Below are 21,002 nucleotides of genomic sequence, written 5' to 3'. Positions count from 1 at the left end.
GGGTAGTGCCTACGTGGGTCAGTTTTGGATGGAAATTACTGCGCTAAGTGGGTCAGATTTCGACGGAATTCAACACGGGCACGATTTTTCATCAAGAAGTGATCCACTTAGAGCAGAAATTTTCAAGCTGATTGACCCGGGCAATCAAGCAAATTTCACAGTGAAATCCGACCACGTAGCCGGTAATAGTTAAATGAAAAAGATGGTTCAACTGAAACCGAAATTTATGAGACTCTCCTTCTTCCTGACCAACAACCATAAAGCGTTTTGTCAGCTAGCCAAGATCGAGAAAGCGCCCTAGACTTCCTATCCTCGGCTCGCCGCAATACGATATTCAGGGCCTCTGACCCACGCTATGGTCATAGCAGCTTGTTTTGATAACAATGAACGCAGCCTAATCCCGCTCAAGCTCTGAGACGTTGATAAAAAAACCTTAAGAAGGATAAATGTGTGATTTCAAATTCTAAAAAAGCCGCAGTCCTACGTGCCGTCGCTATGGGTGCAACTATCGCCGAGGCAGGCGCAGCTGCTGAACTGACCACAACTCAGGCGAAGGAATCACTGCGGCGCTTGCGACGCGAATTGGCACTCAATACAGACGTCTCAGAGATACAAGCCTCTCCGCAAAAGTATTTGAAGGCACTACAGAACTTTGAAACTGAACCTCAGTTTGATTTGCGGAAGCCACTAGTGGAAAAGCTCGTATCTGCTTTGCGACTCAAATCGGCGCCAGCCTTAACCCCGCACTATCTTTCAAATATCTCTGCGTCTCAATTGCTTTCATGTGGGGTGACGCTCGTTGCTGTAGCGGAACTTCAGGAATGGCTCGAAAAGCGCGGTCTTTCACTAAAGCGAAAGCCACCAGTGACGGGCGCCGATGTTAAGGCGGCCGAGAGAGCAATTCTTCTACTTGATGCCTTCTTTTTCGACACCGAAATGATTAGGGCTCAGCTTGCCAATCTACAGAGCCCGGCATAACTTATCCGTCTGGATGGTGACTTCCTAGGCCATTCGAAATCTYCGGAGGGCCCTCAGACGATTAAGTAAAGAAGTGAAGGTATCGCACATATACCCCATGAGAGTCGACCGGATGTCGGTACTTACGGATCCCGGGATCGGAACTCACCAACAGGACAGGGCTAGACGGGTTGGTAGGTACTGACGGAATAAGCCATGGAGCCCGGCTCTGCCCCCGTAGACCGTTTGTAAGCAGCGCGGTTTCTCTTTTCATACCAAGAGCTTCGCGCACACTTTCCTTCTGCACTTTCATCACGTTCTTGCAGCTGACCGCTACGCATATATCGTCATGCTCCGGATACAAGCCAATCGGTTTCTGGAAAATCGCGACATCAAGCTCGTGAAAGGCGGCAAGAGGAACAGGGATCGGCTTTGTCATGCTCCAGCTCAGCGTTTTTGTCTCAACCGAAATCCACGCAACATACTCGTCACCTACGCCACTAGTCAAGTCGAAGTGCGAGTATTTCTTCTGATTCGCAGAGGCGGGGTTAAGCGGCACAACAATGACATCATCGCCGGCCCCTTTGTGGGTGGGTGGAATATGCTTGATTTTTGCGCCGCTAGTTTTACTCTTGTACAGTCGCAGAAGCCGGGCAAGGACTCGCAACTCAAACAGTTTGTCTGTGCTGATCGACGTCTGCAGTTTTGGAGGTTTCGCGCTCGCCACTGCCGCGATCTGAAATAGTTTCTCCACGTTCTGGACTAAAGTGGCCGGTGGTGCTGGCTTTTTAGTCATCGAGAGAGTCCTCCATGGGCAGCATCTCTCTGAAGTATGAATACAGATGCCTGTGGCGCCTGGGAATGCGAGCCGGCAGTTGAGACCTTAATTGAAAGCTCCGCTCCAGACCGACGATTCGAACCCCGGTAATCGGTTGCTCGAGCAATGAAGATAGCTCCTGGTAGATCTCGTCTGCCGTATCTTTTGTGGCCGGGAACGCCAGCGCGAACAAATAAGATATCACCTCTTCAAGCTGATGCTTCGGATCGAGCTCCTCAACCTGCTGGTCATCAACAGTTCCATCGCGTTGCCTGGCAGAGGGCTCTGGATGACGATATGCCCTCTTGGCGAGTTCCACAAATTCCCGCTCGCGAGGACCTCGATAGGCCAACGCCATTCGGTGAGTTTGCGCTAATGCTTCCTTTAACTGATCCACTTCCGTTGCCATTGCGGTCCTCCTGCGTCACGTCAAAGCTCTATTTGCGAATAAGTCGGCAGCATTGGTTCCGCAACGCTATCGAACTCACGATTCGAGATCGTTTTAGATTGCCGCGACCTCAACCTGCTCAAGCACTCACAATTCTGAGCCATTACACGATGAAATTTCTGACGGCGAAAGAAACGCCGATGCGACGGCTACCCGCTATGCTACTAAATACGCAGAAAAAATGGAGGTTACGCATGCGTCCGGTTTACACGTCCTCGTTTGGTACCAGTATCGCTTTCAGTGAGGCATTTCCCAATATAGAAGAAATTTCTATGACCGTTCGCCAAGATCCCAACGGTCATTACTGTTTTCACGAGTGGCAACGGGAGTACGTCTACACCAGATCGACGCTGCCCAGTTTATTTCGCTGTGCAAATGCTAGGTGTCAGGATGGCGGGATAGCCGTCGAGCAATTAATTCTGGAGCAAGGAAACGGAAATCATGACTTGCCATGCAAAGGCCGCGAAGCTGCAGTGGCCGGACAGAATGAAGGCGAGGCTTGCGAAAACCGATTCAAGATTGCTTTGCTCATTCAACCAACTTGACTGAAAGTTGATCTGGCGCTTCGGCATTCGGTGCCTATGTAACTTCTAGCTTTTAAAAGTCGCCGACCCATTTTTAGCGCTGAACCGGACTGCAATGAACGTAAGGAGCACATCACTCCCGCGGATCTGGGCGCGTGGTTCGCGCCACGAACGTTCCCACGACCCTCGCCTTCGGAAATGCTTCTTGAACGCGTGTTAAGCATGCGACAAAGTGGGCTCCTGTTGTCAGTACGTCGTCGAACAGAAAGATCATCTCTGGGGTTTGCTGCGGTAGTGCGGCCCGGTCCAGCTTAATGGAAGCAAGCAGGCGATGCAGCTTCGGGCGCGTCGAGGTGCTGTGACTGGCCTGCAAGGAGCCATCGGAGACCAAAAGAGACGCGCATGACAGCGGCGCAGCACTTCGCATACGAATTCCTTCCACAATGCGATCCATTCGGTCATCTCGCAAAGGATCGCTAGCACCTCTCGAAGTGGGCATTGGCACCAGCAATGCCTTGGTCGCCAACTCATGCCACCGCCAGAATCGGGAGAACGCATCGCTGACTTGGTCGACGGCTGTGCTTTTGCGCGACCACTTCTCATGGCAGTCGCGAAGCCCTGGCTCAATCTTCAGGTCGGCGATCAAACGATTTGTCTCCGAGAAGTCTGCATTCTGTCCGCGCGTGAAATGCCAAGAGGTGTAATCCCCCCAGTAGTAGCAGCGGTGCTCAGGCTTGAGGTGAAAGTGTTCCTCACGTTCCGATGGACCCACCTGTTTCAGTTTCTGTCTCATCGCCAGGCGACTATGGATTTAATAGACATTCACGCTTTCTATTGCGATCTGCGGCATTTTAGATACCCCTCCCCCAATGAAAGGTTGACTCGTTGGCCAACCTGTGGCCAAATACGAATTTGGCATCCTCCAAGCTTACCGTGCCCAAACCTTTACCTGCCGAAACCTCTGCCGAACCCAAAACACGTGGGAAGGTACTCTATCTCCCTCGCGAAATCGCTAGGGTGGAAGACAACCTGCGCGAGTCCATCCTCGCTGCATGCGCGGATTTCGAGCGCTCCAAGCAAGACGGTGACAAAGATTATCTGCGCGCGCTGCACGGCCGCGCCAAGGCGCTCGAGCCGGGAGTAGATGGACGAAGAATTCAATCGCTCTATAAGAAGTATGAGCACCTGTTTCGCGTCGGAAGCGACATCGACCCCGCGAAGATCAAGCCGGTGATGCATCTGGCACCCTTGGGATCAGACTGGGGGGATCTGTTCGTAATCGTGCGATCGCTCTGGTCAATGCCCTACAACAAGGGATATGGACGGCGACTGCGATTCGTGATCTTCGACGAATACCATGAGTCTGTGATGGGGATCATTGGCCTGCAATCGCCTCCCGCCGACCTCGGGTGCCGCGATAACATCTTCGTCTACCCCGAAGGCCGTAAGCTCGAAATGGTGAACTGCACCATGGATGCCTATTCCGTGGGTGCTGTTCCACCATACTCATTTCTGCTGGGCGGCAAGCTATGTGCTGGTCTAGTGGCTGCTGACGCGGTCCGCCAAGCATACTGGCGCCAATACGCTGGCAAGAAGACTCAGATGGAGAACGCCAGAATCAGGCAACCGCTAGCCGCCGTCACAACCACGAGTGCGTTTGGCAAGAGCTCGATGTACAACCGCCTCAAATACAAAAATCGATTGCTAGCCGAGCCCATCGGCTACACCCTCGGTTATGGCACTCTTCATCTGGAGCACCTATACCCTCGAGTTCGCTCATACCTCGAAATGACCAGTGAATACAACAGTGGTGGCTTCGGCATGGGCCCCAAGACACGTTGGCAAAACCTAATTAATGCATTAATGAAACTGGGGCTGACCAATGATTTACTGCGGCACGGTGTCAAACGCGAGGTTTTCATCTATGACCTGGTCAGCGACCTGATTCCCGGAATGACCGGCGCGAGCTTTGGCGAGCCTCAATGTATGACCACCCAGGAGTTTTCCGACTACTGGCTGGAGCGATGGGCGCTGCCTCGAGCACTTCGCCGACCCCACTGGAAAGAGGACAACTCCACAGAGTTGATCCGCCAGACCATTGCCAGCATTCCCAGTCGAAAAAATGCTGAGAGCGCCGATGAACATRCCTAATGACCCAAGGCCTGTAGTACGCTGAGCGTCGCTGCCGACAGGTTTTTTCGAACAATGAGTTCGCTCACTTTCAGGAGTTGACCCTGCTGCCCATCGAAGGCGTTCGCCCTCTGTGGAATGCCGATGACTTCGAGAGGATTTGCGATGCCAACGAACAGGCGCGCGCCACTAACATCTCGCATGCTGAGCACATTGTGATGCTCAACGCCCGAAGCATCGATGATGGGTCGGTCAAGCAGCTGGGCCTCGATCTGCGGATAGCGTCCTAAGTCGGTGCGAAGCAGGTCGGTCGCAACCGCAATGCGCGTGGGCTCAAAAGGCTGCAACTGCCCGTCAAGAAGGTACTGAACGAGCGCAATCCCCATAAAGCGATCCAACTGCCCATGATCGATCCGATTGCGAAAGCTTCTGAGGCACCGATAGCAGGACATCGGGCAGCGCTCCTCGCAGTCTGTCATCCGGTTGAGCGCCTGTTCGAAAAGCTTTCTCCCTTTGCGAGCTGCCTCACGCGCGAAGCCGGCGCCACCTGACAACGTGTCGTACAGGAAAATCTCGGTCTCCAAGCCTCGCACGCCCAGCGGCGTCAATGCGGGCCGGAATTCCGCCAGCACCTCTCCTGGTTCGATCTCCAGCAAGTCGGTAGCCGCCCGGGCAAGTGCCTCGCTGAGTGTGCGTAGAGCAATTTGAGTAACGGAATCCCCCGGTCGCATTAGCAGAGGATGTGCCAGCTTGAGCGAAAACAGAGCGACGTCCGTTGGAAAGTCGGTACCTAAGACAACATGCCGCGCGGTGAATCCACCAGGGCATTCTGGTCTGTCGGGGTCTGGGTAGGGCTTTGGATGCATTCCCATCAAAGTGTGCGAATGAGAAGTTGATGACTCAATGCGGCCACACTTGGTGCAGTATGAGTAGCCCTCGCGGCCCGGCCCCGTGTTGGAAACCAACAGGTGGGTGCGAGTGGTCAGATGGCGCACCTGGTCGGTGGAATGTTCCCAAGTGGTGTTCTCGGTCGGACGTAGGGTTAGCTTGGCCCGAGTAGCGTAGCTCACCTCTGGCAACTCGTCGGGAGACGTCACAGGAGCGATATCGACAGGATGTGCAAAGCCTGTGGGGCGCATCCAGTATTGCGCCGGACCAACCGTGTCTTGCCCTTCACAAGCTTCACAGTCAATACGCTGCCGGACTTCCAAGCCCATGTTCAACTCACGCGTGAAAGCGAAGCCGCATCTGCTGCATTCCAGATGTAGTCGCCGATCACGCCACTGCTCGAATCGCTCTCCCGACATCGGTGAATAAATGGCGCCGGACGTGTAGCACTTCCCGGCTATCCATACCTGACGCCCAGGAGAATATTGGGACAGAGCGACATTCAAACCCTGCGAAGGCGCGAATCGGAGCTTCGGACGAAATCTTGTCGAACTCTCTACATCGAAGACGTGGAAGGTCGCCACGTCTGTTGGAAATGCATACCGCGGCAGCACACCTTGATATAGGAGGGTGTCGAGCAACTTATCTTCGTTGAAGCGAACGGCCGGCCTATCATCGTCCGCCTCCGGAGGTATCTCTAAGTATTGCGCTTCGTCGTGCTCGTCAACCACCGGCTCTGCTGCTTCCGATGTCTGTGTTTCGCCTAACGCCCGGTCAATAGCCCTCAGCGTGTCAAGCACCATCATTTCCAACAATTCGGCACGATCCGCGGTACTGAGCATCGTCGGAATCCATCGCGCGGCTCGCTCCCGCAACGCGGCTTGGTTAGCGAGTAGCCATCTCTCGAAGTCGTTTCTGTTCAAAACATTGGTGTCGATATAAAACTCACCGACTTTGCCGAGCACCGAAAACAGATCGCCACCAAGGCCCACCTGAACACCGGGAATTTTGGCTTGGTGGTAGCACTGCAGAAGAAACGCTCTGATATGCCGGCGCGCGATCTCCGGGTTGTCCAAGCATAGGGTCGGGTCAACCACCTGGCCGGAGATCATTTCGGCTGGTTTTGAGAAGAAATGCTCGTCATGAGTGTCCGAGCCACCGAACGCCACAACGCTCGCGATGGAATTGCCGCGGCGCCCAGCCCGGCCGGCCCGCTGTTGATAGTTAGCGCGGCTGGGAGGCATGTTGCGCAACGCCACCGCGGGAAGCTGGCCGATATCAATTCCGACCTCCATCGTGGTCGTGCTGGACAGAACATCGATCGCGGAGGGGGGTGTCTTCTGATCACTCGCGGGCAACTCAACGTCTTGAAAGAGAAGTTCGTTCTCTTCAGCCCTCGAAAACACCTCGTCCTGCTCGGCGGAATTCAGCTGCGCGGTGTGCTCTGCTGCGATGAGCGACAAAGGTGCAACCGGATGCTCTTGGAGAGCTTCGCCGATATTGCGCCGATAGAAGCCTTTGCGCTTATTAAAAACCTCATCATGGTCCGGATCAAGCGGTTGGACCGCCCTATGACCGCAATCTAGGCAGACAGGGAGCAGCCGGACTGGGCGGTGAACAGACTTGCAATCAGCACATCGCACCCATTCACCGCCGAATTGCAGGGAAAGAAATTGCCCTTGAAGGCGATAGCGGTCTCCCATTCGCTCCGCAAACAACCGCAGCAGCTGTGGAAGCCACTTTTGTTTGAAAATGGTCCGCGCTGCAGGAGTTGGAAGTCGACGTTCAAACTTTTGGAACTTGCCGGACATTTGGTTGACGCGCACCTTCTTATCGGGATGAACGAGAAACCATCGCGCCTTCATTATTTTGGGGAGCCAGAATCCTGCGCGACTCCACTCGCGCAACCAGGCTCGTCCCAAGTCAATTCGATCTTGGGGGGTCTCGGTGACGCCCGGGATGTCAGGAAGCGCGGCCAGGTCGTTTGTCTTGTCTTCGCGCTCGACAATCGACGCCACTGCGAGAGGCTCCAGGCCAAGCGAGCGATCGCGAAGCGTGGACATGATATCGGCCAGTAGCGCTTCTGGCGGGCCATCACCCCTACCGATCTCCTGGCACAGATCGCGCAATGCCTCATCGGAATTGAGAACCCCTTGTTCCACCCTATCGCGGACCATTGTGTAATCTGCGAAAGTCTCGACCATAGACATTTCAGGCCGCAGTCTCACATCGAGCTCGTTCGCGGCCAGCAGTACCGCGGTGTAGATATCCTCAATGCGCAGTTGCAGTTTCGGCACGCGAGCCAGCCTCTCCCAGCCTCTGACCATGAGAGGACGCAAAGAGTCGCGCACCGAGTACATCTGTAGAGAAGGAGCAAGCCGCGCAGCAACCTGCCGCGAATCCGAAAAAGCGAGAACCTTTCGCCCACGCAAAGGAGCAAACTTGGTAGCCTCCGCGCTCGAGGGTGGTTGCACCTGCAGCTGTCGATTAACCAAGATCTGGAAAGGTTGGTCGCCTTTCGTCTCGTGATCCTGCACCGGAGAACGCGATTGAAATGCTTTTCGCTCGCAAATCGCGCACTCATGGAACGCACCGGCGTCCGCCATGTAGGTACCCTCGTCGTCATCGTCGTCGGTAACCATACGCTGAGTGCGATCCGGTGCAAGAAACACGGTCCGCTCTCGCAAGCCCGGTTGATCCGAATTGATTCGTCCACTGACCAAGTCCAGCATGGCCCTCTCTGCCAGTTGCGGCCTCCCAGGCTCAACCAATAGGAGATCCAATGCGATCAGCGCAGGGGCGGTGTTGTCTCCGGTGCGAAGCTCAGAACCGGCTTCCGGCCATACAGAGGAAGGGTGTTGCGGATCATCGGTGTACCCCCGCCCATAAGCTGTCCCACACACCCGGCAAGTGAAAAACTCCAGGACTCTCGCGTTGCACTCGCAAAAGTCTCTCGGTTGCGTGTAGAGCTTACCGATACCGCCACCTTTCATCGAAATGGGGAGCGCGCTGCACTCTGGGTCCATGCAGGCCCACAGACCCCGCAGCCCACGAAAGAACATGTGTACGCGACACGGTAAAAGGCTCGGCTCCTCGTCACGCTCTCTCGCCGTAGAGGCTAAAGCAGCTAGGTTTGTAGCAGCGCGATCAGCCACTTCCTTCTCAACGCCGGGGAACAGCATGCCGCCGAGTTCCTCGACTGGCAAGGCGTTTCCCATGGTGCGATTGACAAGGTTCGCCAAAGGTCCATAGCCGCCAAGGGCCCGATGTAGTACCGCGTCGATTGTCTCGTCGGGGCCTTGTACAACACCGCGACTGACAAGCAACGGCTTTATAGCGGCCGAGCGCACCGTAGGATCGCTGCTTCGAAAATCGGTTTCAAGAGGGAGTGTCGCCAGTAGCTCCGCTTCTTTGGGTTCACCAGCGCTCGCCCCCAGCTGATATCTGAGGTCACCTGAAATCACTACAAAGCTTGCCGGGTCAGTGCCTGTTAGTTCAGCCGCGAATTTGGGAGCGTCTTCCTTGCTCTCGAAGCTAGCACTTGCGCAGATCACGCGAAAGCGCTCGACCGGGATGCCAAGACGATCACGAAGCCTACGCAACAACAGGCCTACCTCTGTCCCACCCGCTCCCCGATAGAGATGCGCCTCGTCCAAGATCAGTAGGAATTTCTCATCAGGACATTTGGCGAGCCATTCGTTTGTCTGATCGAAAATCGGTCGTTCGATCGGCCGCATCAGCATGTACTCGAGCATTGAGTAGTTTGTCACTAGGAGGTCAGGTGCAGCAGCCTGAACCTCATGGCGCGTCACTAATTCGGAATCGTCCGGCAGCGTCACTGCACGCAAAAAATTGCCCTCGTCGTCTTGCCAATGCCGACGCGCGGATCCCTCGTACCAACGCTCCAGATCGGGCTTCGCCGGCCATTTTCCGCGCGCCATAAGATCGTCGATTAGCTTTTGCGCCTCCTGACCTCGCTCGCCCCCATTACGTGCATCTTTGAGCAATCCCACGTAGAAATCGCCGAATGACTTCAGGCGCCGCTGGTCCTTGGCTTTCACCCGAACTCCCGCGTATGGTGTCCTACTGGTGTATCGTGCGAACCGAGGCGGGCGGCCAACCCAGCCGTTGAACAGGTCTACCAGCCGCTTGTCACCGAAGATGGCGCGCAGCCTACCAAGCTGATCGTTGACCAACGCGTTCATCGGGTAAAGGATTAACGCGCGCACGCCCGGCATCTCAGCGAAGCTTGAACCGGGACGGGTCGCCTCGATCGCTAGTTTCCCAAGTGCCGGCATCAGAAAAGACTCCGTCTTTCCCGAACCCGTGCCGGTCATGATCAGCAGATTCCTGTCGTTCACCAGTCGCTCGCGAACGGCCTTGCTCTGGTGTGTATACGGCGGGTCATAGATCAAGCGCTTGCCAGCTGGCGTCGGCATCGCCAATGTCTCAAGGACTTGCCGGGCGGCAGCGTTCAGGCCTTCAATCTGCGAGAACGTCTCGCCCGTCTGGTACCTGGGCGTTGACTCTAGGTATGGCGCTTGGTGAACAATGCCTAGCTGTTCCAGCAGCTCGCGGCGCTGTCTGAGGATGTCAGGATCGGAGATGTGGTATGTGGCCTCGATGTATTCGATCAGCGAGTCGCGCAGGCTTTGCGCCACTTCGCTCATGGTTGCATTCATTCGGTTTGCTCCTCAGCCCGTTCTTCGATCCAGTAGTTGTCACGCAAAAATCGCCGCTCCCCGTCCAGTTCCTGGAGCGGCAGCTGGAACCGAAAGGGATTGGGGTCATCCTGCGATCGCCGCGCGCCCAGAAACATGAATCGCCTTCGCACAGCCACCGGTAAGGGGAAATGAAAACTCAGCGTAGCGACGTTCGAATCTCGCGCCACAGAATAGGAGGCCGGAAATCCGGCCTGCGAGTCCAACGCGAACTGGATGCGCCACGCTACGTCGCTTGCACGCTCAGTGGATTCCTTGGTGGGAAGGAGAATAGATCTTGCCGACTTTCCCTCAACCAGATCGCACAGATACCACAGCGGGGCGCCATATGGCTGAGGTACGCGGCCAACATACACCCCGTTTTCGTTATCGGTTTTCTTCCATCGACTGGTGTAACTCTTTCTGGCACGGCCGGCGTACTCAAGAATAGTTAGATCCGGAAGGTCCCCAGCGACGCCGAAACTGCGCAACCGGCCCGTGGCCCTGCGCAAGTGATCGGGGGCAGTTTCGGTTCTCACGCCATTCATCCAGGCGGATTCCTTGACTTGACGTAGTCCCAGTTGCTTCAGCTGCTCGGCAATCTCCTGGTTAGCACTGTCGATAAACCGGGCGGCGCCATCGCGAGTGATATTAGCTCGGAGCTCTCGCGGCAAGAAAGAGGCGTCATCAGCGGCGATACCGGTGACATAAATTCGCCCAGTCGCTCGCGAAATAAAACTTGGAGGAGCGCAGTACAGCCAGGAGGGGAAGTTCTCAGCACCGGCCATGGTGACTCGTGATAGTTCAAGGACGTCACCGCTGACACTCAGATCTTCCAATGAATCTGCGACCAAACGATGCAGCTCATCTTCGGGAAGACCTAGTACCTTGAGTGAGCGGCAGGCCATTCGCTGAATCGCAAATGACGGGCACGGACACATAAAGCTGCATAGTCGCCGTACGGCTGACGCAATCAGTGTCGCCTGGTCCGACGCTTCACCTAGCTGCAGAAACTGGGACAGTTCCTGACGAACTTCAAGCGGCGTGATGACATGCACCTGTGCCAGTGTCATACGCGGCTCCGCTTTAGACTCTGGCAAAGCCACAGCAGGCGCGCAGCCTTCAACCAGATGATAAAGTGACGCCTGGCCGTTAGTCCATGCAAGTCAATGGAGGCGGTGAGCGCAACCGGATCGGCGGCAATTTGCCAGATCAATGCGCACTCTTCTGGATCGTGGTGAACATCAAAGGCCCGACTAAAGCTTCTCGCGATGCTGCAAAATTGGGACCGAGCATCGAAGTCTGAATTGCCGCCTTTAGTCAGCCACACATTCCTCAGGCTGATTGCGAACGATGGCTGTTGATACACCGCACCTTCCAACGCTTCCCAGCAGTGCTCGTCATTAGGGTTCGCGAAAAGCGCTTTTTCTTGATGCGCCCAAGGGACACCGCACAGTTTCCCATATAAATGTTGGCGAAGTATCTCTACGACAGAGTTCTGTTTGATCTCCGCCATGTACCCACTCGCTCGTGCGGACCGCCAAAGCCGGCACGCGTCCAAGAGCTGGCCAACCGAGACCCCGCGCGCGAGTTCAGCACTATCGACGTGCGCACCTAACGAAGACAAGCCACGAATTTTGTCTGCGGGTGCGACGATGATAGATGTCGTCTGATTAGGCCAACTCGCCAGGTATAAACCATCCGCGTCTTGTAGTTGGATGCCTCGAGTCGCTTGCATCTCGCTAATCTGAACAGGCTTCAGCGGATGGTCAAAATTGAAGTAGGTAATGTTGACTTCTTCCTGAACGCCCTCGTTGATCAAGAGCAGCGTAGCAGGCTTCCCTTTTTTTTGCGCCCAGCGCACTGGTTCTGGATCATGATGAAGTTCGATTCGACGCTCACCGAGGTCTTCCGCTTCAACCACCAAAAAGATGCTGGAAGCAGTGATGAATTGCAGGTCGTCGCTTTTTTTGATAAATGTCTTAAGCGCTTCGGACCACTGCGAAATGGAAATTGGCAAAGAATGCTCAAAGATTGGGAGCACAGTTTCTTTCCCGTCTGCCGAACTCACCAGCACCACGCTGCAGGTCGCCTTACGCGAATCGTCACCATCCACTTGGAGCTGGAGACGCCGACTCAGAAAATCCTCCAAGGTCGGCACTGCAGGATCGGTTTCGACGAGCATCGCGGACGGTAGCTGCATGCGCGGCGACCAGTTGGTCGGATGCCGAATTGAGACGTTCAAGACAGACTGTGCAACGTGCCGGCTACGGCTGCCAAATGCATCTTTCTGGATCACGACTGCCGCGATCAAAACATCGTGCCGTCCTACACTAAGGTTCTTGAGGCTGATCAGCGTTGCGCCCAAGGGACTTCTTACAATGAACTGAGTCGCCTGATCGTCGATTTTGATCTGAAACCCTGTGCATTCGTGGTCGCAGCTTAATGCGAACAGAGGGTTTTCCGTAGAGAGCCATTCGCCCGATCCTTCGTCGGTCCACTGACGAGGACGCAGACCAACGGGCTCAATCTCGACTTTGCTGTGCAGCGCAATGTTTGCTGCCTTCAATGTTTCCGCGAGTTCCGCACTCGTGACCGACGGCATACACAACCGAGCAGCAAATATATCTTCACACTCAAGTGCGACAGAATCCCCGAGACGTGAGAGGAGTCGCGCCTCTCGGGCCACAACGATGTAGTTTTGCCCTGGCCGCATGTGCTGGCCCTGGATATGCACTGCGTACCCATCCTCCTCGTGGCAATGAAACACCCAAAGCTTGGACGGCACCAACTGACACTCAGTATTGACGATGGCATCGAACAATTTGTCCTGAAGCGTGAATTGGAGCAGCGGCGTCCGCTCCGCCGGCCATTTAGTAAGTCGCCTCGGAACCGGTCGCCCCGAAATGAGTGACAACCCCGGATATAGGGCACTGCCGTGCGCGGGCATCCTGTATCTCGCGCGCGTCAAGTGTTCCCGAAATTTTTGCTTCGCACTGATCAGCGACTGGAAAGAGGGAATGAGCACTACCGCCTCCCATCGACCGCTCGAAATTCTCCGCAACTGCAAGCGTGGCAGAAGCATGACCTCTCTAGTGTTGAGCTCCGTCGTGGGATCTGAAGTATCGTCGGCCTCGAAATCAAGCGCGGGATTGATGACCGAGTATGTCGGATTGGGGGGCGCGAGCTTCGCGCGAAACTGAGCGTACACCTGGCGAACGTCTTTCAACCAAGCGCGAGCATCATGCTTGGCGTCCAAATCGCAGGTGATGCGCTGCAGCGTTGGCCTGTAAATGACGGCATCTTCCGGGTCGCCTTCAAGCAATGCGCGCACAAGCCGCCCCACTAATTCGTGTTGCTCCAAGAAATGTTTGAACCGTGAAGAAGGGAACTCAGCTTGCTGCGCAACCATCTGACCAGCGGCTACGTACTGAAGCTGGATCAGATCATCCAAACGGTACCGCATATCGTAGAGCGCGCGCGCAAGATGCACCTGCAGATCGTTAGGCAACAGGGCATTTGTAATCGGCCAAGAAATATATGGGTAACGGGCGCCCCATCTTCCAACTGGACGCACACCGTTGTAACGTGCAGCGAACTGAGAGAACCAATCTCGAAGGCGCCACCGGTCGCCCAAATACTCCCAGCCCGGGGTCAACCCGGCGAAGGTCTGCCAGAACTCTTGGCCTTGAAAGGTGTACCCATGTTCAGCAGCATGCACGATCCAGCAGTGCTTAAATTCGTGGTACATCGCCCGCCGACGGAAGTCGGCATAGAGGTAACCACGCATTTCTTTGAGCGCGTCAGTAGAGAGATTGTGCTCAAGTGCGAAGACCGGGTAGCCAGTCGCGGTCTTTGCGGCGGCAAGGTGCTCAAAGTGAGCCCTGAGTCCAGCCTCGATCTCTTCAAGCGCATTCGACATTCAGCCTTCCGCCTCATATTTCAAGGGCGGCTTGGTACGGCGAACCCTGCAATGGCGAAAAGACTCGACACCATGGTCGTGCATTTGCTTCTTCTTTGTCACTGCAGCATTTTGTTACGGACGTGCTATCCATGCAAATGCAAACGCCTCCTCCAATTGGAGGAGGCGCCGTGCAAAACACTTAAATTCTTTGACCAACCTCCGCGATGCTGTAGCCTTGCAAGGCCATTCATATTCGTCGATACTGTATATTGATACAGTATCCAATTTGCAGATATTTCCAAGCCTCTATGAGCTCCCTTCAAGCATTGCTAACCTCCAAGCCGGTGGACACACGCGTGGAGATCGGTGCCTACGAACATCTGTGGCGTCAGCCTGCGTCATCTACAAAGCGGCTGGCGCAATTGTTCGGCTCGCATCCTGGCATGCTTCCCTCTGACTTAGTAGAAGAGGACACGGCAGAGTCGGTGGCAAGGGAGGTCCTTGATCAGCTCGCGAAGCGCGGCATCCGCCAGTTCGGTGTGCGCATTCATGGGACCGGCGACTATCCAGGTCGACTGCGCGACGCTGCCGATCCGGTGGAACTGCTCTACTTTCTTGGGTCGTGGGAGCTCGCGGAGTCGCCCAAGCGTGTTGCCGTAGTGGGCACCAGACAGGTCACTCCCGAAGGAGCAGCACGAACCCGCAAGTTAGTGCGCGGTTTGGTGGAACATGACTACACGATAGTCTCTGGCTTGGCCCAAGGTGTGGACACGATAGCGCACCAGACTGCCATCGATGAGGGCGGCAAAACCATTGCTGTGATCGGCACTCCGATCTCCGAGGTATACCCCAAGCAGAATGCTGAGCTACAGCGGCGTATTGCCCTTGACTACCTGCTGATCAGCCAGGTTCCCATTCTTCGCTACAAGGCCCAAGGCCCAATGGGAAATCGCCTTTTCTTCCCTGAGCGCAACAAAACCATGTCGGCGCTCACTCAGGCCACCATCATCGTAGAAGCCGGGGAAACATCGGGAACATTAATACAAGCCAAAGCGGCGCTGGATCAGGGTCGCAAGCTTTTTATTCTGGAGAGTAATTTTTCGAATCCCGCGATCAGTTGGCCGCATCGTTACGAAAAATTGGGTGGTCGCCGTGTCGCTGACCTGGACGATATCCTGCATGAACTCTCATGACAATGCCACCGCGGCTAACGGTCATAGGGGACTTGGAGCGCCCTGATCATTTCCATCTGCCAGCTGATGCAATTTGCTACTTCTGGGGCGAGTACACCCCCCGTCAGCACATTGAAGGCCCTGCCTGGAATTACTCGCCAACCAACCATCTAATCAGCAATTTCAAGAAAAAGCTGGATCGCCGCGATCAGCCCGATTGGCGCTACAAAGGGGATGCAATCCAGACAGTTGGGCGGGCCTTCGCGGGGTTCTGGAACTGGCAGAGAATGCAAGAGCAGAGAGTTGCTCTTATACCGGTACCTCCGTCCAAGGCTCGCGCGGACCCCATGTACGACGACCGCCTTCTACAAGCGCTCACCATCACGCGGGCTCAAACGGGATTGCCGCTGGACATTCGTGATTGCTTCTCGTTCAGCGGGGCATTTGCCGCTAGCCATGAGAGCGAAGATCGCCCCTCCCCTGAACAATTATTCGCGGAAGTCTCTCTGGATGAAGACTTGGCCCGCCTCGGAGATCCACCTGGCGCGATCCTTTTATTTGACGACATGCTCACTACGGGCGCTCATTTCGTTGCGCTGCGCAGAAAACTGCAAGAGGTATTTCCGCACGCGCAGGTTTACGGGCAATTTGTCGCGAGGCGGCGCATACCAAATCCTTTTCAAACTCTGGCATAACAACCCAGGGTGATCCTCAGGCAAACAGGGCTCGCTGTCCGATCCTGAATGCCCGCCATGCCGGGCGCCACTCTGAACTCTGTCGCGACTACCCACGCGCGACAGCACGTCCGCCACAATGTCAAGAATGATTCGGCTCGTTGCCGCATTTGCCATTCTGCCGTTGGCGCGACCGGCTGAGACACAGTGTCTTACTGGTATCTCAAAAACTAGGATGAGGATCTCTACTTGTTTCAAGTTTTGTTTGCAACTCGAGTGATCCAACTCTAGATAGTCCATCGATAATTTTTTCTAGATTGGACATGTCAAGCTTCCATTTTTGCCCGACTCCAATAGAGTATCGAGTCGGGTTAAATTGGATGGGCCTAGAGCTACAAACTGCGATCTCCGAGCGCACCGCTAGTGCCAAGGCAACCCCCACCGATTGCAGCTTGGATCCCATGTGCACCAAATATAGATTGGAGCCGGCGTGGGCATCGGCTTGGGTCAGAATTAATTGAAGTATCTCCGTGTAGTCCCTGGTACTGCATACCGAATGGTTTGTCGGAGTAAGTCGTGGAGCGAGATTGTCGGCAGGGCTCATTCCGACAAATTTAGCCAGTTGGAAATTGACAATACGTTCCTGGAGGTCCCTACGCCACCGAAGTTCACTCGCCGGAGGCTCGCTGACGACCCAGAAAATCGAGTCGGCAGGTGACGCCAGAAGTTGGTCGCTGATGTGCGCTAAGCATCGAACTAGCCGGGAGGTCCGAAAAGCCGGCACCGCAATGACGCGCTCTGGTCGGCTCTCAACGTTATGGCCTGGATAAAGTTCATTGAACTCGACATCTGCTACGCCATACTCCGCAAGAGATTGGCCGTCACCAGCAGCACACGCGCCCTCCACCAGCGCTTCCGGGCGGGAGTCATAAATTGCCTTTTCGGGAAAATATGTCTGCGGCTCGCAATACAGGACGGTCAGTTCAACTCGCTCTCGTAGTTCAATAATGGTTTTCAACACCGAAAGAATCAAGCTTCCAGACGCAACGCTAATATCAAAAGTGACCCGCACCTTTTTCGGTTCACTCGCTTTCGCCACAAGATCCACCAATGCCTTTCGCACCACTTGCGGCGAGTCGGCGGAAACTTCATGCGTTGCAGAACAAAATCCCCCAATACTCTCCCTCAACTGAGGGGAATTTCGAATGTTGTCTTCGTGGTTGGTGGAGTAAATACACAGCAGACATTGTGTGGCCCCCTTCGGGGCATTACCCAATGCAACGGAAATAGCGCTAGCGATCGCTCCCGCCCTATCTTCGAAGCCCAGAGCGCAAATAAAAATATCTGGCTGCGCAGTCTCTCCCGACCACGGCTTAACCATTGGCAACTGACTGCAAGTATCTTGAAACTGGACGCGCCGTATAAACGCCGTTTTCTCAGTCATGCTCAAGGCCCTCGTCAGCAAATAGATTACTTGTCACGCGATCTTGCTTTTTTCCTTGCATATACCTAGTTCTCATTTCGTGCCCAAAGTTCTTCGGGTCAGTTAGCAGGCTGAGCAAGGTTTCCATGCCTTTGAGATCGAAGTAGCTATGACGAACGAGAGAAAGTCCAAACGCCGGGAGAAAAATTTTCCGCAACTCCCAACGCATAGTCGTAGCACCCGGTCCTTCTTTTCCACGGCTATCTAGAAGCTCCACGAATATCGCTCGTCGTAGCAATTCTTTGGCGAGACTGGCGGCTTCCAAATTGCGCTCCTCGATCAGTTCAATGGTAGCGCGAGGCTCTGTCTTCGTCATCTCGATCCGATAAAGTCGTCGCGGCTCATCCTTACTAGTCAGCGAACCCCCTACGAGAATCTCGCGGGCACTATTCGAAAATTCGTTAAGCACAGTCGCCATGATCTGCCCGTATGGGTGGTACCCGCTCACTCGCTCCTTGAAGGCCTTTGAAACAGCTGTGATAGCCGTGTGCTGCTTGGCGTGAGGTATGAGGTCCGTGGACTGCGCTTTAACGTCCGCCAGGACAAACATTTCTTTAATTATCTGAAGCACGGTGGCTGTATCGCCGCTCCAAAGTCGCGCAAGGTGTTCGATTCCGTAATAGTAGTAGCGCTGTCCTTGGGTACTTCCCTCTGTGCGAATGTAGGTCGCAAGCTTCACGTCATTGTCAAATGGACTAGACAGCCCGATCAGTCCTGCGCAGCGACCCACCCACCCGGCAGTTTTTAATCTCTGATCGATGAGACTGGCAATGAACGCTCTCACTACTTTGTCAGGTAAACCGAAAGCATCCTTACCAGCATCCACAATGGCATATTCCCGCGTATCGTCCACGGCAACGCCATCGATATCTTCACTAACGAACCCAAACTTCTCGCAAGATATTTTGAAGTAGTGAGAGGGTCGCCGCTCAAAGATAATTCGATTCAGGATCTTCTGGATTTCCGGTTGCACTCGATTAGAAGAATAGTCATCGAGTAAGAAAATAACCGGACATTTATGAAAGTAGGGGAGGACCTCGGTTAGTTTCGCAGTAACATCGCCCAGAAAAGTATCAGGCAACGTGACGTCAGACGGTGTTTCGTCTATGAGGCACATGTTCAACTTGACACGTACACGCTCAAGATCGTCCGCATAGTGAAATATTCTTTGCCGACTCGTCAATCTTGGCGTCTCAATCGAAAATTTGAAGTACGTGTTAATGGTATTGAGAAGTTCGTCAATACCACTTTCAGTCAACTCACAGCGGCGCTTTAAATTGGCATCGCCATAGGCGGCGCCAATGGCTTTTAGCAGCTCTCTCAGAACTACCAGCTGAAAGAATGTTGAAATTTGCTGCGCCAGAGCGCTTGCCCGCCCCGGCTTGCGCGCAATCCAGCTCAGATTATTCTGGATGTGAGACGCGCAGCTCACATACACGCCGAAGGAGTCAAGCGGCGCCGCGCCAAGGTTACTAGCCTTTGAGCTTCCACTTGCGCCAATGTGAGTCCGAGCAGCCATGTACCGAAAGATCATGGACTTTCCGCAGCCTCGAGGCCCTGTGAAGACCACGGGTTTTCGTTCTTGCAGGCTCGACATCCATGGCAAATTCGAAACAAATAGTTCCAATAATGTAGAGTCATCCGCGAGATGCTCCGCGGATATGGCCTCAAATGGATGAAATTTCCTATCCATCGCACCTTGCACGGAAGGTAGAAGGTTATTTCTTAAATTACTCAACTCCAGGGCTATAGCGGCCTCATCGTGGAAGAACCTTAGATGATCATCGTCACTCAACTTATCAATCAGCTCTCGAAGTTTCCGCATGAAATGCGGATAGCTCGATGCGGCCTTACGGTTACTCCACAGTCCGTTATGAAGTTTGACTAGTATGTCGACCAGATTTAGCTGATCATCTTTGCTCTTGGTCGTTCCTTGGTCAAAGGGCTTAAGGCTTCCCATATCAATGATCTGAATCTTGAGTTGGTTCTCCTCTTTTGGGAAAAGTGCGAGCGCGGGATCCAGACGCGAGATCATCACATTGCCTATGTGCAGATCGTCGTGCTTGAGCTTGTGCGCAGCCAAGAATCTGATTGCCCTGAGGATTTCGAGTCCGACAGAGCAAACGAATACGGGATCGACGTCCTCTGCTTCGTCGCTCAAATATTGTTCGAGAGTTGTACCCTCTATCCAATCGGAGAGGAACCAGACGAATTCGGTATTCGGGCCCGGCATCCCTTCGAAACTCGCTGTCTTACCTACAAACAGGGGCCGTACAAACAGATCTCCAGCACTTCGTAAACGCCCGGCAAGCCTTGCTTCCTCCAGCTCAGTGCGAATCACATAATCGTCCGGAACACAGAACTTAGCGGCATAGACTGCCTCACTTCCAGTTTCCTGCACTTTCAATACGAAACCCTTAAAGCCAAAGCGATTAGCAACAGCGACCACGCGGCCATTGGCGTCCCTATCGAGAACCCGGCAGGAAAGCTCCGTGCCTCCCTGAGACTTGAGGGTCATGACCTCTGGAAAGATAGCAGCTGTTCTGAGCCACGCTTTCTGCTCTTCTGTGAGATTAGACATTTATTCTCCCTGTCCGCTTGACCATAAGAATTCGCCTCATAAGCGGTAGTGTCCTGATACCGCACGCTACGACCTTCTGCTCCGAGGTGTAATTCGCCGCGTTCTGTTCCGATATTAGCTGGCGCGGCGTGGTCCGGCCGCACCAATGGCAATTCATTCCATCCAAGTTGGGAATCCACTCGCCTTGGGTGATGGGGGACTCCTAAGCGAATCAATACGACGATGGATCGCAGGAGAAAGTGATCCGGCTATCATTTTTTGTTTTGGCGCAGATTTTGGGAGTAACTACCAACGCGCGCGCGACAACTCTTCCGCAACGATGTCAAGAATAGATTCAGCTCTCTCCGCCGCAGACATACCAATTTCTGCCGCCGGTAACGCACCCAAGAGTATCTCGACCATCGTCTTGTCGCTGCTCTCACGCTGAGGAGACCGCAGAAAGCTCCAAAGCTTGGCGTAAGAAACATCGGCCTCACGATACATCGCGATCATCTTTCTTAGAAGCTCCTTATCCAGATCTCTGTTAAGTTGAAACGCTGGATAGCGCCTACTGCCGCCTTCGGGTGACGATACCGAAAATACCTCACCGACAGCCTCAAGCTCATCGAGTGTAGAGGCGCTACACCCCATCAAACGCATAAATTCTTCACGGTCTACGACATTCCAAACGTTGAGCGCGGGGTTGTTCATATACGGCCTTCCTGGTGGCTGTTCAAAAGTTGTC

General features: G+C 54.4%; 15 protein-coding genes. 6 read left to right on the top strand and 9 right to left on the bottom strand.

What is annotated here, in order from left to right; translation table 11 throughout:
• Together AC1DXS_RS12105 and AC1DXS_RS12100 are read left to right on the top strand one after the other, a co-directional pair.
• Positions 1 to 193 (top strand): hypothetical protein (locus AC1DXS_RS12105; RefSeq protein ID WP_477737736.1); only part of this gene is annotated, 193 nt, incomplete at its 5' end.
• A gap of 257 nt (positions 194 to 450) precedes the next feature.
• A complete protein-coding gene (locus AC1DXS_RS12100; protein WP_477737735.1) occupies positions 451 to 978 on the top strand; it encodes a hypothetical protein in 528 nt (175 codons plus the stop codon).
• A gap of 61 nt (positions 979 to 1,039) precedes the next feature.
• Here AC1DXS_RS12100 and AC1DXS_RS12095 read toward each other — a convergent pair whose 3' ends face one another.
• Positions 1,040 to 1,753: a hypothetical protein gene (locus AC1DXS_RS12095; RefSeq protein WP_477737734.1), complete on the bottom strand. Its 714-nt coding sequence runs from the start codon at positions 1,751 to 1,753 to the stop codon at positions 1,040 to 1,042.
• Positions 1,746 to 2,183 (bottom strand): hypothetical protein, encoded by a 438-nt coding sequence (locus AC1DXS_RS12090; RefSeq protein WP_477737733.1) that lies wholly within the window; start codon positions 2,181 to 2,183, stop codon positions 1,746 to 1,748. Before AC1DXS_RS12090 ends, AC1DXS_RS12095 begins: the two co-directional genes overlap by 8 nt.
• Before the next feature lie 149 nt (positions 2,184 to 2,332).
• Here AC1DXS_RS12090 and AC1DXS_RS12085 point away from each other — a divergent pair, with 149 nt between their 5' ends.
• Entirely contained in the window at positions 2,333 to 2,767 is a 435-nt protein-coding gene (locus tag AC1DXS_RS12085) for a hypothetical protein (RefSeq protein WP_477737732.1), read from the top strand.
• Between the two features lie 112 nt (positions 2,768 to 2,879).
• Here AC1DXS_RS12085 and AC1DXS_RS12080 read toward each other — a convergent pair whose 3' ends face one another.
• Complete coding sequence (locus tag AC1DXS_RS12080) at positions 2,880 to 3,539, bottom strand: hypothetical protein (RefSeq protein WP_477737731.1); 660 nt, start codon at positions 3,537 to 3,539, stop codon at positions 2,880 to 2,882.
• A 92-nt stretch (positions 3,540 to 3,631) separates the two neighbouring features.
• Here AC1DXS_RS12080 and AC1DXS_RS12075 point away from each other — a divergent pair, with 92 nt between their 5' ends.
• A complete protein-coding gene (locus AC1DXS_RS12075) occupies positions 3,632 to 4,897 on the top strand; it encodes a Druantia anti-phage system protein DruA (protein ID WP_477737730.1) in 1,266 nt (421 codons plus the stop codon).
• Here AC1DXS_RS12075 and AC1DXS_RS12070 read toward each other — a convergent pair.
• Genes AC1DXS_RS12070 through AC1DXS_RS12060 form a run of 3 tightly spaced genes read right to left on the bottom strand, consistent with a single transcriptional unit; the run spans position 4,894 to position 14,386 of the window.
• Positions 4,894 to 10,446, bottom strand: a complete 5,553-nt coding sequence (locus AC1DXS_RS12070; RefSeq protein WP_477737729.1) for a DEAD/DEAH box helicase — start codon at positions 10,444 to 10,446, stop codon at positions 4,894 to 4,896. The genes AC1DXS_RS12075 and AC1DXS_RS12070 overlap by 4 nt on opposite strands.
• Positions 10,443 to 11,537 carry a hypothetical protein gene (locus tag AC1DXS_RS12065; protein WP_477737728.1) on the bottom strand — a complete coding sequence of 365 codons (1,095 nt, stop codon included), beginning with the start codon at positions 11,535 to 11,537 and terminating at the stop codon, positions 10,443 to 10,445. Before AC1DXS_RS12065 ends, AC1DXS_RS12070 begins: the two co-directional genes overlap by 4 nt.
• Positions 11,534 to 14,386 carry a hypothetical protein gene (locus tag AC1DXS_RS12060; RefSeq protein WP_477737727.1) on the bottom strand — a complete coding sequence of 951 codons (2,853 nt, stop codon included), beginning with the start codon at positions 14,384 to 14,386 and terminating at the stop codon, positions 11,534 to 11,536. Before AC1DXS_RS12060 ends, AC1DXS_RS12065 begins: the two co-directional genes overlap by 4 nt.
• A gap of 338 nt (positions 14,387 to 14,724) precedes the next feature.
• Between AC1DXS_RS12060 and AC1DXS_RS12055 the strand changes: the two genes are divergently transcribed.
• Complete coding sequence (locus AC1DXS_RS12055; RefSeq protein ID WP_477737726.1) at positions 14,725 to 15,561, top strand: DNA-processing protein DprA; 837 nt, start codon at positions 14,725 to 14,727, stop codon at positions 15,559 to 15,561.
• Positions 15,558 to 16,235 carry a hypothetical protein gene (locus tag AC1DXS_RS12050; protein WP_477737725.1) on the top strand — a complete coding sequence of 226 codons (678 nt, stop codon included), beginning with the start codon at positions 15,558 to 15,560 and terminating at the stop codon, positions 16,233 to 16,235. Before AC1DXS_RS12055 ends, AC1DXS_RS12050 begins: the two co-directional genes overlap by 4 nt.
• A gap of 202 nt (positions 16,236 to 16,437) precedes the next feature.
• On the opposite strand, the gene AC1DXS_RS12045 is transcribed toward AC1DXS_RS12050, so the two are convergent.
• The 3 genes from AC1DXS_RS12045 to AC1DXS_RS12035 form a co-directional block, all read right to left on the bottom strand.
• Positions 16,438 to 17,658: a hypothetical protein gene (locus tag AC1DXS_RS12045; protein ID WP_477737724.1), complete on the bottom strand. Its 1,221-nt coding sequence runs from the start codon at positions 17,656 to 17,658 to the stop codon at positions 16,438 to 16,440.
• On the bottom strand, positions 17,651 to 20,278 hold the full coding sequence (locus AC1DXS_RS12040; protein ID WP_477737723.1) for an ORC-CDC6 family AAA ATPase: 2,628 nt from the start codon (positions 20,276 to 20,278) through the stop codon (positions 17,651 to 17,653). Before AC1DXS_RS12040 ends, AC1DXS_RS12045 begins: the two co-directional genes overlap by 8 nt.
• Before the next feature lie 285 nt (positions 20,279 to 20,563).
• Positions 20,564 to 20,968: a hypothetical protein gene (locus tag AC1DXS_RS12035; RefSeq protein ID WP_477737722.1), complete on the bottom strand. Its 405-nt coding sequence runs from the start codon at positions 20,966 to 20,968 to the stop codon at positions 20,564 to 20,566.
• Positions 20,969 to 21,002 lie beyond the last annotated feature (34 nt).

It is taken from the genome of Polaromonas sp. P3_B1 (assembly GCF_056402935.1).
The sequence above is the reverse complement of the archived record's forward strand: the minus strand, read 5'-3'. Positions and strand labels throughout refer to the sequence as shown.